The sequence below is a fragment of the Brevundimonas sp. genome (assembly GCF_013823285.1).
GTDB lineage: Bacteria > Pseudomonadota > Alphaproteobacteria > Caulobacterales > Caulobacteraceae > Brevundimonas.
In genome coordinates this window covers 1-13,971 of sequence record NZ_PNLV01000066.1, presented here as the reverse complement: position 1 = coordinate 13,971, position 13,971 = coordinate 1, and the positions used below count along the sequence as shown (strand labels likewise).

General features: G+C 68.5%; 13 protein-coding genes and 1 pseudogene. 8 read left to right on the top strand and 6 right to left on the bottom strand.

Annotated elements, in window-relative coordinates:
- From hutI to C0461_RS10125, 3 genes and pseudogenes are all read left to right on the top strand, one after another.
- A partial coding sequence (gene hutI / locus C0461_RS10135) for an imidazolonepropionase (protein WP_292106436.1) occupies nt 1-981 on the top strand: 981 nt, incomplete at its 5' end.
- Nucleotides 982-1,008: 27 nt separating this feature from the next.
- Nucleotides 1,009-1,467: a DUF6265 family protein gene (locus C0461_RS10130; protein WP_292106433.1), complete on the top strand. Its 459-nt coding sequence runs from the start codon at nt 1,009-1,011 to the stop codon at nt 1,465-1,467.
- Between the two features lie 5 nt (nt 1,468-1,472).
- Nucleotides 1,473-3,082 (top strand): annotated as a pseudogene (locus C0461_RS10125) (NAD(P)/FAD-dependent oxidoreductase).
- Here C0461_RS10125 and C0461_RS10120 read toward each other — a convergent pair.
- Genes C0461_RS10120 through C0461_RS10110 form a run of 3 tightly spaced genes read right to left on the bottom strand, consistent with a single transcriptional unit; the run spans nt 3,063 to nt 6,038 of the window.
- A complete protein-coding gene (locus C0461_RS10120; RefSeq protein ID WP_045319160.1) occupies nt 3,063-3,440 on the bottom strand; it encodes a response regulator in 378 nt (125 codons plus the stop codon). The pseudogene C0461_RS10125 and the gene C0461_RS10120 overlap by 20 nt on opposite strands.
- Nucleotides 3,433-4,947 carry an HWE histidine kinase domain-containing protein gene (locus C0461_RS10115; protein WP_292106428.1) on the bottom strand — a complete coding sequence of 505 codons (1,515 nt, stop codon included), beginning with the start codon at nt 4,945-4,947 and terminating at the stop codon, nt 3,433-3,435. Before C0461_RS10115 ends, C0461_RS10120 begins: the two co-directional genes overlap by 8 nt.
- 59 nt (nt 4,948-5,006) lie before the next feature.
- Nucleotides 5,007-6,038, bottom strand: coding sequence for a DNA topoisomerase IB (locus C0461_RS10110; RefSeq protein ID WP_292106425.1), 1,032 nt, complete (start codon nt 6,036-6,038; stop codon nt 5,007-5,009).
- A 91-nt stretch (nt 6,039-6,129) separates the two neighbouring features.
- Between C0461_RS10110 and rlmJ the strand changes: the two genes are divergently transcribed.
- A complete protein-coding gene (rlmJ, locus tag C0461_RS10105) occupies nt 6,130-6,954 on the top strand; it encodes a 23S rRNA (adenine(2030)-N(6))-methyltransferase RlmJ (protein ID WP_292106424.1) in 825 nt (274 codons plus the stop codon).
- Here the strand turns inward: rlmJ and C0461_RS10100 are convergent.
- Nucleotides 6,951-7,922 carry an endonuclease/exonuclease/phosphatase family protein gene (locus C0461_RS10100; protein ID WP_292106423.1) on the bottom strand — a complete coding sequence of 324 codons (972 nt, stop codon included), beginning with the start codon at nt 7,920-7,922 and terminating at the stop codon, nt 6,951-6,953. The genes rlmJ and C0461_RS10100 overlap by 4 nt on opposite strands.
- A gap of 56 nt (nt 7,923-7,978) precedes the next feature.
- Between C0461_RS10100 and C0461_RS10095 the strand changes: the two genes are divergently transcribed.
- From C0461_RS10095 to C0461_RS10080, 4 genes are all read left to right on the top strand, one after another.
- Nucleotides 7,979-8,437, top strand: a complete 459-nt coding sequence (locus C0461_RS10095; protein WP_292106420.1) for a DUF4112 domain-containing protein — start codon at nt 7,979-7,981, stop codon at nt 8,435-8,437.
- Nucleotides 8,438-8,501: 64 nt separating this feature from the next.
- The gene (locus C0461_RS10090; protein WP_292106417.1) at nt 8,502-9,047 is read left to right on the top strand and encodes a sigma-70 family RNA polymerase sigma factor; all 546 of its coding nucleotides are present in this window, start codon (nt 8,502-8,504) and stop codon (nt 9,045-9,047) included.
- Nucleotides 9,044-9,760 carry an anti-sigma factor gene (locus tag C0461_RS10085; protein WP_292106413.1) on the top strand — a complete coding sequence of 239 codons (717 nt, stop codon included), beginning with the start codon at nt 9,044-9,046 and terminating at the stop codon, nt 9,758-9,760. Before C0461_RS10090 ends, C0461_RS10085 begins: the two co-directional genes overlap by 4 nt.
- A 274-nt stretch (nt 9,761-10,034) precedes the next feature.
- Nucleotides 10,035-10,589, top strand: a complete 555-nt coding sequence (locus C0461_RS10080; protein WP_292106410.1) for a fasciclin domain-containing protein — start codon at nt 10,035-10,037, stop codon at nt 10,587-10,589.
- Nucleotides 10,590-10,995: 406 nt separating this feature from the next.
- Here the strand turns inward: C0461_RS10080 and scpA are convergent, their stop codons facing one another.
- Together scpA and C0461_RS10070 are read right to left on the bottom strand one after the other, a co-directional pair.
- The gene (scpA, locus tag C0461_RS10075) at nt 10,996-13,164 is read right to left on the bottom strand and encodes a methylmalonyl-CoA mutase (RefSeq protein WP_292106407.1); all 2,169 of its coding nucleotides are present in this window, start codon (nt 13,162-13,164) and stop codon (nt 10,996-10,998) included.
- On the bottom strand, nt 13,161-13,971 hold an 811-nt coding region (locus C0461_RS10070; RefSeq protein ID WP_292106406.1), incomplete at its 5' end, for a methylmalonyl-CoA mutase family protein. The genes scpA and C0461_RS10070, both read right to left, overlap by 4 nt.

Below are 13,971 nucleotides of genomic sequence, written 5' to 3'. Positions count from 1 at the left end.
GACCGGTCCGGCGAGTTCGAGCAGCGGCTGGGCGGCGCCACCTATGAGGAGATCGCCCGGGCGGGCGGGGGCATCGTCTCCAGCGTGCGCATGACGCGCGAAGCGTCAGAGGACGATCTTGTCGCCTCGGCGCTGAAGCGGCTGGCCGGGCTGAAGGCTTCGGGTGTCACCACGGTTGAGATCAAGTCCGGCTATGGCCTGGACCGGGACAGCGAGCTGAAGATGCTGCGCGCCGCCCGGCGGGTGGGCGTCGAGGGCGGGGTGGGTGTGGCGACCAGCTATCTGGGCCTGCACGCCGTGCCGCCGGAGTTCCGCGAGGACCGCGCCGCCTATGTGGATCTGGCGGTGGACGAGATCCTGCCCGCCGCCCATGCCGAGGGGCTGGTGGACGCGGTTGACGCCTATTGCGAGCCCATCGCCTTCTCCATTGATGAGGTGGGGCGGCTGTTCGACAGGGCGAAGGCCTTGGGGCTGCCGGTCAAGCTGCACGCGGACCAGTTGTCGAACGGCGGGGGGGCGGCGCTGGCGGCGCGATACGGCGCCCTGTCGGCGGATCACATCGAATATGCGGACGAGGCCGGGATCGCGGCCATGGCGAAGGCGGGCGTCGTGGCCGTGTTGCTGCCCGGCGCCTTCCTGATGCTGCAGGAGGAGACGCTTCCGCCCATTGAGGCGCTGCGCGGCCATGGGGTGGCCATGGCTGTGGCCACGGACTGCAACCCCGGCACCTCGCCGGTGGCCTCAATGCTGGCGGCCGTGACCCTGGCCTGCGTGCAGTTCCGCCTGACGCCGGAAGAAGCGCTGGCGGGCGCCACGCGCCATGCGGCGAAGGCGCTGGGCATTGCGGACCGCATCGGAACGCTGGAGGCCGGCAAGGCGGCTGACCTGGCGGTGTGGGACATCAATCGACCGGCGGAGCTTTGCTACTGGCTTGGGGCGCCGCTACTGTATCGGCGATACAGGAACGGACAGCCGGACTGAGAGTCCGAGCCTTCGGGAGGAGACACGATGATCGCCCTGATCGCCGCCGTGTTGCTGGCGAGTCCTTCGCCCGGTCCTCAATCCGCCATCGACCTGCGGTGGATGGAAGGCGTGTGGCGCGCCTGTGATGCCGGCAGTGAGACCGTCGAGACCTGGACCCACGCCAGCGAGGGCCTGCTTTTCGGACACTCGACCACTCGGCGCGGCGGTCGGCTGACGGAATGGGAGCAGCTGCGGATCATCGCGCGCGGCGGCGTCACCCTGTACCAGGCCATGCCCAACGGCCGCGATGCCGTGGACTTCATGCTGGTCGACCAGAGCCCGCAAGGGGCGATCTTCCAGAACCGCGACAACGACTGGCCCAATGTCATCGTCTATGAGCGGGAAGGCGACGTGATGACGGCCACGATCCGCGGTCTGGACGGAGCGCGCGGGCCGGTCATGAGCTGGTCTTTCCAACCAGGCGACCGAACGTCCTGCGATTGAAGCCGGTGCGGGGTCAGGATCAGGCAGACGTCGTCATCCTGGGCGGCGGGCACAACGGGCTGACATGCGCCTTCTATCTGGCGCGGGCCGGGCTGAAGGTGACGGTGCTGGAGCGGCGCGGCGTGGTCGGCGGCGCGGCGGTGACAGAGGAATTTCATCCGGGGTTCCGCAACTCCACGGCCAGCTACACGGTCAGCCTGCTGAACCCGAAGATCATCGCCGATATGGACCTGGCGGGGCGCGGCCTGCGGGTGGTCGAGCGCAAGGTGGGCAATTTCCTGCCGCTGGATGACAGTTCGTATCTGCTGGCGGGGGAGGGGCGGACCCAGGCCGAGGTGGCGAAATTCTCGGCGCGCGACGCGGAGCGGCTGCCGGCCTACGAGCGGCGGCTGGAGGCGGTGGCCGATGTGCTCCGCGCCCTGATCCTGACCACCCCGCCCAATGTGGTGGAGGGCGGCTGGGCGGCCGTCATCCCGGAAATGCTGAAGGCCGCGTCGGTGGGGCGGCGCATGGCGGGGCTGGACACCACAGCGCGGCGCGATCTGCTGGACCTGTTCACCAAGTCGGCGGGGGATTGGCTGGACGGCTGGTTCGAAAGCGATCCGGTCAAGGCGCTGTTCGGCTTCGACAGCGTGGTGGGAAACTACGCCAGTCCCTACACGCCGGGCTCGGCCTATGTGCTGCTCCACCATGTGTTCGGCGATCTGCAGGGCAAACGGGCGTCTGGGGTCACGCCATCGGCGGCATGGGGGCGATCACCCAGGCCATGGCGGCGGCGTGCGCCGAACAGGGCGTGGACATTCGCCTGGACTGTCCGGTGGCGGAGGTGCTGACCGACAAGGGCCGGGCCGTGGGGGCGGTGACGGAAGCAGGAGAGACCGTGCGGGCCCGGGCCGTGGTCTCGAACCTGCACCCGCGCCTGCTGTTCGAGCGGCTGGTGGACCCGGCGGTGGTTCCGGCGGACTTCAGCGAGCGGATCGGCGCCTATGCGTCGGGCTCAGGCACTTTCCGCATGAACGTGGCCCTGTCGGAACTGCCCCGCTTTACCTGCCTGCCGCAGCCGGGCGACCACCTGACTGCGGGGATCATCATCGCGCCGAGCCTAGCCTACATGGATCGGGCCTTCATGGATGCACGCCGCGAGGGCTGGTCGAAGGCGCCGATCGTGGAGATGCTGATTCCGTCAACACTGGACGACAGCCTGGCGCCCCGGGGCGCACACGTGGCCAGCCTGTTCTGCCAGCATGTGGCGCCGGTGCTGTCCGAGGGGCGGTCGTGGGATGACCACCGCGACGAGGTGGCGGACCTGATGATCGATACGGTGGATCGTCTGGCGCCGGGATTCCGGGCGGCGGTGGTGGGGCGGCTGGCGCTGACGCCGCTGGATCTGGAGCGGCGCTTCGGCCTGGTCGGCGGGGACATCTTCCACGGGCGGCTGAGCCTGGACCAGCTCTTCAGCGCGCGGCCGGTGCTGGGGCACGGGGATCACCGGATGCCGGTTCCCGGGCTCTACCTGTGCGGATCGGGCGCGCACCCCGGGGGCGGCGTCACCGGGGCGCCGGGGCACAATGCGGCGCGGGAAGTCCTGAAGGACCTCAGGCGCGGGCGACGTTGAGGGCGCCCAGCATGGCGTCGCGCACCGCGGCCTCGCTGAAGGGCTTCTGGATGGCCGGCACGCCGCGCCACTCTGGCGGCAGTCCAGCCTCGCCGTAGCCTGTCGAGAACACCATGGGGATGCCGCGGCGGGCGAGGGCCTCGGCGACCGGGAAGACCTGCCGTCCGGCCACGTTCACATCCAGCAGGGCCAGATCGAGATCGGGCTCGTTCTCTGCCTTCTGGACACCTTCATCCACGGTGGAGACGGGACCGACGGGGATGCATCCCATGTCCTCAAGGATGGTCTCAAGCAGCATGGCGACGAGGGACTCGTCCTCCACAACCAGGACCTTGCGGCCCGTCAACGCGTTACTCATGCCCATCGCCTCGATCCAGCGGAAGGGATATTTCCGCATTAAAGCCGTCACTTGCGTAGACGAGTTTCGCCTCTCCCGCCAGATCGTGACGGACATTCCTTTCGATCAGACGACTGCCGAATCCGCGTCGGCTGGGCTCGCTCACAGCCGGCCCCCCCTGTTCACGCCAGAAGATCACCAATTTGCGGTCAGTGAGATCCTGTACGCTCCAGTCCACGAACACCCGGCCGTCGCCTGTGCTGAGGGCGCCGTATTTGGCGGCGTTGGTGGCCAGTTCGTGGAAGATCATACCCAGGGACACGGCCATGGCGGGCGACAGGGCGACGGCCGGTCCATTCAGGATCACCCGGTGTACGCCGTGGGCCAGGGTTTCGTGCTGGAGCACGTCACGCAGGTCGGCGCCTTCCCAGTGGCTGCGGGTCAGAAGGTTGTGGGTGTGCGACAGCGCCATCAGCCGTGACTGGAAGGTCTCGGCGAAGCTGGCGGGATCCTCGTGGGTGCGGGCTGTCTGCATGGCGATGGACTGGACCGTGGCCAGGGTGTTCTTCACCCGGTGATTCAGCTCGTCGATCATCAGGCGCTGGCGCTGGTCCGCCTTGACGGTTTCGGTGACCTCATAGCCCTGAACGAAGACGCCGACGATGCGGCCTTCTTCGCCGCGGATCGGCTGATAGATGAAGTTCAGATAGACGTCTTCCAGGTCGCCGCCTTTGCGGCGCTGCAACTGGAGCAGGCTCTCGCGGCCTTCATAGGTTTCGCCGGTGGCGTAGACGTGATCAAGGAGATCGATGAACCCCTGATCCACCACCTCGGGCATGGCCTCGCGCACGGATTTGCCCAGCACCTCCCGGTGGCCGATCAGCTGACCGTAGGCGGAGTTCGCCAGCTCAAAGACATGGTCCGGGCCGCCCAGCACAGCGACAAAGCCGGGCGCCTGCATGAAGAGGTCGTTCAACTTTCGCCGTTCGATCTCCAGCTTGCGGTTGCTCTGCTGAACCTGCTGGGCGCGGGCGAGGACGCCGCCTCCGAGCGCCGCATCCAGCGCGGTGGATGTTTCGCCAGTGACGGCGCCGACCTGATGCCGCAAACTCTCGATTTCTGTGATGTCGGTGGTGTGCTGGAGCACAAGGGCGACCTTGCCCGTCTCGTCCCGGATGGGTGTGTGGGTGGCGCTCCAGAAGCGATCCTCGTAGATCACCGCACCCGTGGGATCCTCGAAGGGGATCGAGAAGCGGACAATGGCCAGATGGTCGCGTTGGCCGGTCTTGATCGCGTGGAGGATGGAGTCGCGGACCTGGCGGACGTTTTCGGGCGCCTCGTCGCTCGGACCGGAGTCGAAGGCCTCGAACATGGGGCGGCCGATAATCTGCTCTCGCTTTGCGTTCACCAGCTCGAGATAGGCCGTGTTGGCGCCGGCGATCACCAGGTCGGTGTTCAGCAGCACATAGGCGTTGGGAGAGGCATCGAAGGCGGCGCCCAGATCCATCGTGTTCGCCAGTTGGCGCAAATCATACCTCCATGGCGCGGGCGCTGACCCCCGCCTTTTAGCAAGTCATGCGAGCGATTCTATGCGGTTCGCGCAGAATGAGCGTCGAGCGCCCGGATCAGCGCCGGCTCGAACCCCTTGGCGGCCGGGCCGGGCAAGCCCGCCAGACCCCCGGATTCATGAAGGTCGAACACCGCCGGATGCACGTAGGCAGAGCGGCACACGGCCGGGGTGTTGCCCAGAAGGCCGGCCACGGCCTTGAGGCACTGATTGCACTGACGCTTCAATTCCGCCTTCGAGGCGGGAGCGTCGCATTCGCGCAGGGCGCGGGCGGCGGAAACGGTGGCGGCCCAGGTGCGGAAGTCCTTGGCCGAGAAATGCTCGCCCATGATGTCGCGGATGTAGGCGTTGACGTCGTCGGAGCTGACGGGGACCAGATCGCCGTCGGCGTCCCGGTATTTGAACAGGTGCTGGCCCGGCAGATCGCGCAGGGCCTTCAGGATACGCGCCAGGCGGCGGTCACGAACGGTGACGCTGTGCTCGACGCCGGACTTGCCGCGAAAGGCGAAGATCAGGGCCGAGCCGTCGACCTCCAGATGGCGCTTGTGCAGGGTGGTCAGGCCGAAGCTGCGGTTCTGGCGCGCGTACTCCCGATTGCCGATACGGATCAGGGTGATCTCCAGAAGGCGCACGGTGGTGGCGACGGCCTTCTCGCGGCTCGGGCCCCGGCGAGACAGATCCTCCTCAACCCTGCGGCGCAGGCGGGGCAAAGCGCGGGCGAAGTCGGTCAGGCGGTGGAACTTGGCCTCGGACCGGCCCTCGGACCAGTCGGCGTGATAGCGATACTGCTTGCGGCCCTTGACGTCGCGGCCGGTGGCCTGGATGTGGCCCCGGGCGCGCGGGCAGATCCAGACGTCTGTCCAGGCCGGCGGGATGGCAAGGGCCTTGATGCGGGCGAGGATGCGGGCGTCGGTCACCGGCTCGCCGTCGGCGTGATGATAGGAGAATCCCCTGCCACGTCTGGCCCGGGTAAGCCCTGGCTGGTCGTCGGCGCACCAGCTCAATCCCTGGGGCATCTGGTCCGGGTCGATGAAGGCGGAGCCGTCGGGCATGCGGTGATCTCGGTGAAGGCCAAGCGCGAACACGCGGACGGCGCCAAGAGTTCCCCTTGACGCGGAGGGTCGTGAAGGCGAAGCCGCCGCCATGAACTATCGCCACGCCTATCACGCCGGAAATTTCGCCGATCTGGTCAAGCACGGCCTGCTGCTTTGGCTGTTGGGCCGCATGGCGCGCGAGGAGCGGCGCCTGCTGGTGGTGGACACCCATGCGGGCTCGGGCCTGTACGATCTGGGCGAGGGCGCCGTGCGGTCGAAGGAGGCGCAGGCGGGGATCGCCCGGCTGATGGGCGCGGCGCGACTGCCGAACGAGCTGGCGGAGCTGAAGGCCGCCGTGGCGGCGCGCAACGGGGGCGGCGAGACCGTGCGCTGGTATCCCGGCTCGCCCGTCCTGATCGCCGACAGCCTGCGCAAGGGCGACCGCTATGTGGCGTGCGAACTGCGCCCCGAGGAGCATGACCTGCTGGTCGAGCGGCTCAAGGGGCGCGAAGGCGTGGAGACACGGCAGGCGGACGGCTATGAGGTGGTGCGCGCGGTCGCGCCCGGAGACCGGCGGCGGCTGGTGCTGATCGATCCGCCGTTCGAGCGGCCGGACGACTATGTGCGCTGCGCCGAGACCGCGGGGGCCCTGATGCGGCGGGACCCGGACACGGTGATCGCCATCTGGCTGCCCATCAAGGACATGGAGACCCTCGACGGATTCCTGCGACGGCTGGCCGATGCGGGGGTGAAGCGGGCGCTGGTGGCCGAGGCGCGGCTGAGGCCGCTGACCAATCCCATGCAGATGAACGGCTGCGCCGTGGTGATGATCAATCCGCCCGAGGGCGCGCAGGCGGCGGCGCATGGCATCTGCGAATGGACCGCCATTGCGCTGGGCGAGTCCGGCGGGCGCGGCGAGGCGTGGTGGACCTAGGTCTCCGGACGGGTCAGGTCGACGATGACCGGGCGGTGGTCCGAGCCGGTGGGCGCGCCGAGGCTGCGCTTCGCCACCGCGATGTCGGGGGTGTGATAGACCTGATCGATGGTCATGCGCAGCGGGCCAGGCAGGGGGGCGGGCCAGGTGCCGGGCCAGCCGGGAGCGTGGACCAGACCGCCGTCTGACCGCAGCATGCGGCCGATGCGCCCCGTCGCCACGCTGTTGAAATCGCCGGCCAGAACGACGGGCTCGGGCGCGCCGTCGATGTGATCCAGCAGGTTCTGCGTCTGGATGATCTGTCCCCACTGGTATTGAAACGGCCAGGGACGGGTCAGGTGCACGCCGACCACGCGGACGGGCCCCAGCGGGGTGTCGGCCACCGCCGAGATCATCTGGCGCTCATTGCCTTCGGTGGAGCGGCGCGACAGGGGGTAGCGGGAGGCGATGACGGAGCGGACCGAGTCCTCGCTGCGGACGACGCGCTCGGTGATTTCACGGTGGGGATAGCCGGCGAGGAGCGTATTGACGGCCGCGTTGGGCGCTTCCCCGAACTCCACAAGGACAACGATGTCGGCATCGGCGGCCTCGATGGAGGCGCGTATGGCGGCGACGTCCTCGTTCATGGCGTAGAGGTTGGCCGCGTAGAGGCGCACGCGCGGGCTGTCGGCGGCGGGGGACGGCCCGCCGGGCGCGATCTGAGGCCAGACGGCCAGCGCCAGAAGCAGGCAGGCCAGCGTCCCGGTCGCCGCCGGGACCCAGAACCGCAGCAGCAGCACGATCACCGTCGCCGCCAGGGTCACCGGCAGAAGGGGGGCGGGGAACTGGGCGAGGATGTCGACCCAGCGATGGCCGATCCCCGACAGGGACGCCAGGGCGACGACCAGCGGGCCGAGGGCCGCGGCCGTCAGGACCGTCTGGACCGGCAAATTCACGGAGCTTTGCAACTGAAGGCGTTTGAGGGACATTCAAGCGGGGCTTGTGAGGGACGGTCGAAGACCGCACAGGCGAATGAGGGGCGCTCATGGCGAAACGGACCATCCACGATATCGAGAAGGTGTGGTCCCGTGTCGAGGGGGTGCGCAAGCTTTCCGACCGGGTCATCAAGATCGGGCCGTGGGGCGTGGGCATGGACGGCCTGCTGACCTGGATCCCTCTGGTGGGGGGCGCCTACAGTCTCGGGGCCGCGGCCCTGCTGTTCGCCAGCGGCCTTCAGGCCAGGGCCTCGCCCCGGACTCTGGCCAAGATGGCGGCCTATCTGGTGTTCGACGTGGCGGTCACCGAGATTCCTGTGGCCGGCTCGGTGGTGGACTTCTTCTTCATCGGGCACCATTTCGCGGGGCGCGCCCTGCAGAAGGAAATCGAGGCCACCCACTGGGTCGAGGCCAACGGGCGCGCGGCGAAGGCCAGCGGCGATCATGAGCGGCATCTGGCTGACATGCGCGCGGCGGGACGCCGCAGGGTCGTCTATCTGCATGACTGATCTTGACCGGACGTAGACCCCCGTCACAATCCCCCAAAAGCTGAGGACATGCATGGAAGCGGTGATGACGCGCGAGGCTCTGGCCATAGAGCTTGGCAAGACGGGGCAGGGCGACCGCGCCGCGTTCCAGAGAGTTTATGAGGCGACCTCCTCGAAACTATTGGGAGTCTGCCTGCGTATCTTGGGCGACAGGGGGCTCGCCGAGGATGTTTTGCAGGACACCTATCTGACCGTCTGGCGCAGGGCCGAGACCTTTGACGCCACCCGCGCCAGCCCCATCACATGGCTGGTGACCATCGCGCGCAACCGCGCGATCGATCGGCTGCGCTCGGCCGGCGCCCGCATCCAGACCCGCCCGGTGGACGACGCCTTCGAGGTCGCGGACGACGCGCCGCTGGCCTCGGATGCCGTGGAGCAGGCTGACGAGGCGCAGCGGCTGAACGGTTGCCTGGAGGAGCTGGATGACAAGGTGGGCGGGGCGATCCGCACGGCCTTCTTCGAGGGCGTGACCTACGACGAACTGTCCAGGCGGGAGGAAGTGCCCCTGGGCACCATGAAGAGCTGGATACGGAGAGGGCTTCTCAAGCTGAGGGCGTGTCTGGAACAATGACCGACACCATCGACAAGGATGCCGACGACGTGCTGGCCGGGGAACTGGCCCTGCGGATCCTGCCCCAGGCGGAGGAAGCCGCCGCGCGCGGGCGTGAGCAGACGGACGCCGAGTTCGCCGGGCGCGTGGCGCGCTGGAACGAGGATCTGGCGCGGTTGGCGGATGAGATCGCCCCCGTGCGGCCGTCGGACGCCCTGTGGGTCCGCATCGCGGCGGGCGCCTTCGGCGTCGTGGCGGCGAACGACAACGGCAGGCTGACGTTCTGGCGGCGGTGGGCCATCGGCTCCACCGGTCTGCTGGCGGCCAGCGTGGCCGCGCTGGCGGTGATGGTGGCCCAGCCCGCCTCCGTTCCCGAACCGGCCGCGCCCCAGGGCGGGGTGACCCGGGTGGCGACCCTGACGCTGGAGAATGGCGCGGCGGCGGTGACCCTGGCCTATGACGCGGCCACCGGGCACCTGTTCCTGGCCCCCACCGACGTGATGGAAGGCGATCCGCGCGTGCCCCACCTGTGGCTGGTCAAGCCGGACGGCGGCGTGCAGCTGGTGGGCGCATTCCACCCGACCCAGCCCGCGACCCACAATCTGGACCCCGCCCTGGCGTCGGTGGCCGGGCAGGCGATCTCGGTCGCCGTGTCCATGGAGGAGCCGGGCCACACCCCGTCCGCCCAGCCGGATGGACCGGTGGTGGCCCAGGGCGAAATCAGCCAGCTCTGATCCCTGCATCCAATCTCCCGGCGCCGTCGTAGCTGAGATTATCGACGGCGCCGGAGGCTGGTTCGTCTCCGTTGCTCCATCTCCGACCCGTCGATGCGCGGGGAGACCTTTCCTGCCCTTCCGCCGGTCTCCCCGCGCCCTTTTCAAGATCATCTTATGTTGATCATAGAAATAATCATTGTCAGATTTGATGATGGTCGAGCATCCATGAGATGATATGCTCCGTAACTGAATGTGATTGACAGCAAGTCGGTCGCACTCAGGAGACGAAATCATGAAACATCTGATCACCAAGGTCGCCGCCGCCGCCATTCTCGCCAGCGCCGCGGCGCCTGCGGTCGCTTTCGACCATCACGGCGGCGGTCACGGCCAGATGCAGTCCAGCCAGACCATCGTTGACGTGGCTGTGAGCTCTCCGGATCACACCACCCTGGTCGCCGCGGTCCAGGCCGCCGGCCTGGGCGAAACCCTGTCGGGCGAAGGTCCCTTCACCGTTTTCGCGCCCACCAATGACGCCTTCGCCAAGCTGCCTGCCGGGACCGTTGAGACCCTGGTCCAGCCGGCCAACCGCGCCACCCTGACGGCCGTGCTGACCTATCATGTGGTCGCCGGTGAGCTGAAAGCCGCCGACGTTCTGGCGGCCATCGAGGCCGGGGGCGGCAGCGCCACCCTGACCACCGTGCAGGGCGCCGAACTGACCGCGTCGCTGCAAGGCGGTTCGGTGATCCTGACCGATGCGGCGGGCGGCACGGCGACCGTGACGGCCACCGATCTGGACGCCTCCAACGGCGTGATCCATGTGATCGATACGGTGGTGATGCCGCAGTAAATCCCTGAAAGTCCAGCTTTTCTTATCGGGCGGTCAGGTTTTTGCCTGGCCGCCCGCATGAGACGCCGGACGCGAAAAACAGTGCAATTGCAGTGCAAGATTCGGAAAAAACAGGGTCTGAATTGTCCGAATAGTCTGAAATCCGGTTTCGGGCGTGCGGTTGGGTGGCTTGAGACTCTCGAGCGAAAAAACAGTGCAATGGAGTCTCACAGTCCAGCGCTGATCCCTCTCGCTGGACAGGAGTATATCGGCGGCTTGGCGGGGTGGGCGCAAACAGGGGGCGTGGCGCGACGAACCCTTTAAGAACACACAGATTGAGCGCCGGGAATGCGGCGGCGCATGCCGCGGCTCCCTTGCCCTGACCGTGCGTATGGATCGCCGGGACAAGCCCGGCGATGACGGTAGTCTAGCTCTTCCCGGCGGGGGGCTGGGCGTAGCCGAGGCGGGCGTTGAGCTTGTCCAGCAGGTCCACGGCGCACTCGGCGATGACCGTGCCGGGGGGATAGACCGCCGCGGCGCCGCTTTCCAGCAGGGCGGGCACGTCGCCGGGCGGAATGACGCCGCCGACCACGATCATGATGTCGGGACGGCCCAGCTTCTCCAGTTCGGCCTTCAGTTCGGGCACCAGCGTGAGGTGCCCCGCCGCCAGCGATGACGCGCCGACCACATGGACATTGTTGTCGACAGCCTGTTGCGCGGCCTCGGCGGGGGTCTGGAACAGGGGGCCGGCGTCCACGTCGAAGCCGATGTCGCCATAGGCCGAGGCGATGACCTTCTGGCCCCGGTCGTGGCCGTCCTGGCCCAGCTTGGCCACCAGAATGCGGGGCGGGCCGCCGTCGTTCTCCACGAAGGCGGCGACCATGCCGCGCGCCCGGGCCAGTTTCGCGTCGGCCCCGGCCTCGGCGGCGTAGACGCCCCTGACGGTCTTCACCTCGGCCACGTGGCGGCCGAAGGCGGCCTCCATGGCGTCGGACATCTCGCCCACGGTGGCGCGGGCGCGGGCGGCGTCGACGCACAGCTCCAGCAGGTTGGCGTTGCCGGCGGCGCCGGTCTTCAGGGCGCCCAGCGCAGCCTGGCAGGCGGCTTCGTCCCGCTCGGCGCGCAGGCGCTTGAGCTTGTCTATCTGGCGGGCGCGGACGTCGGCGTTGTCCACCTTCAGTACAGGAATGTCGTCGGCCAGGTCGGAGAGATATTTGTTCACGCCCACGACGGTCTGCTGGCCGGTGTCGATGCGGGCCTGGGTGCGGGCGGCGGCTTCCTCGATGCGCAGCTTGGGGATGCCGGCCTCGATGGCTTTGGCCATGCCGCCGAGGGTTTCCACTTCCTCGATGTGGGCCAGGGCGCGGGCGGCCAGGTCGTGGGTCAGGCGCTCCACATAGTAGGAGCCGCCCCACAGGTCGGCGCTGTCGGTCATGCCGGTTTCGCGCTGCAGGAAGATCTGGGTGTTGCGGGCGATGCGGGCCGAGAAGTCGGTGGGCAGGGCCAGGGCTTCGTCGAGGCTGTTGGTGTGCAGGCTCTGGGTTCCGCCGTGGGCGGCGGCCATGGCCTCGACCGCCGTGCGGGCCACATTGTTGAAGACGTCCTGGGCCGCGAGGCTCCAGCCCGAGGTCTGACAGTGGGCGCGCAGGGCCAGGGACTTGGCCGACTTCGGCGCGAACTCGCGCTGGATCAGCGAGGCCCACAGCAGGCGCCCGGCGCGCATCTTGGCCACCTCCATGAAGTGGTTCATGCCGATGGCCCAGAAGAAGGAAAGGCGTGGGGCGAAGGCGTCGATGTCCATGCCGGCGGCCACGCCCGCGCGGGCGTATTCGACCCCGTCGGCCAGGGTGTAGGCCAGCTCCAGGTCCGCCGTCGCTCCGGCTTCCTGCATGTGATAGCCGGAAATGGAGATGGAGTTGAACTTCGGCATCTCGCGCGCCGTGTAGGCGAAGATGTCCGAGATGATCCGCATGGAGGGGGCGGGGGGATAGACGTAGGTGTTGCGGACCATGAACTCCTTGAGGATGTCGTTCTGGATGGTCCCGGTCAGCTTGTCCCGGCTGACGCCCTGCTCTTCGGCGGCGATGATGTAGAGGGCCATGATCGGCAGGACGGCGCCGTTCATGGTCATGGACACCGACATCTGATCCAGCGGAATGCCGTCGAAGAGGGTCTGCATGTCGAGGATGGAGTCGATGGCGACCCCGGCCATGCCCACGTCGCCCGCCACGCGCGGATGGTCGGAATCATAGCCCCGGTGGGTGGCCAGATCGAAGGCGATGGACAGGCCCTTCTGACCGGCCGCCAGATTGCGGCGATAGAAGGCGTTGGACGCCTCGGCCGTGGAGAAGCCCGCGTACTGGCGGATGGTCCACGGATTGGTGGCGTACATGGACGGGTAGGGGCCGCGCAGATAGGGCGCGACGCCGGGCAGGCCGCTGACGAAATCGAGCCCTTCGACCGCGTCGGGGCCGTAGGCCGGATCGACAGTGATCTTCTCGGGCGTGGTCCATCCGTCGGCCTTTGCAGGGCCGGGGCCGTGGGCGGAGGTCCCGGCCTGGTCGAAGGTCAGGGTGGTGAAGTCGGGCAGGCTCATCGGGCCGCCTCCACATGGTCGGACAGGCGGATGGGGGTGATCGCCTTGCCGGCGCCGTCGGGGCCGGCCTGACGCACATCGGGCGCGGGGACCGCATGGGCCGGGCGCGGGTCGATGGTCACGGGGTCTTCGTCGGCGGGGTAGAGGCTGACGCCGAGGATGGGGGCGGAGCCGTCGCGGGTCGCGCCGATCAGGGCCTCGCGGGCCTCGGCCACCTCATCGGACAAGGACCCGGACAGGAGGGCGGCGGCCAGACCACCCTGCGCCTCGATGGACTGGAACGCGGTCCAGCCCGCGCGGGCCAGGTCGTCGGTCAGTTGCTCGAAGAAGAAGGCGCCGCCCGCCGGGTCGGCGACGCGGCCCAGATGGCTCTCTTCCATCAGGATCAGCTGGGTGTTGCGGGCCTGACGGCGGGACAGGGGATTGTCGCCACCCAGGGGCGCGGTGAAGGGATCGAGCACCACGGCCTGGGCGCCGCCCACGGCCCCGGCGAAGGCGGCGGCGGTCAGGCGCAACAGATTGTTGTGCACGCCCCGGTCCGCCAGCATGCGGGCCGAGGAGCGAAGCTCGATCACGGCGGGGGCGTCCGAGCCGCAGGCCCCGGCGATGCGGGCCCAGATGGCGCGGGCGGCGCGCAGCTTGGCGATCTGGACTGGATAGCGGGCGTCGGCGGACAGGCCCAGGACGATGCGCTTCAAGCCGGCGGCGGGCGCGATGCCGGCGCCCTCCAGGGCGCGCAGATAGGCGACGACGGCGGCGGCCATGACGCCCAGCTCCTGGGCCTCGGTCCCGCCGGCCTCGTGCACG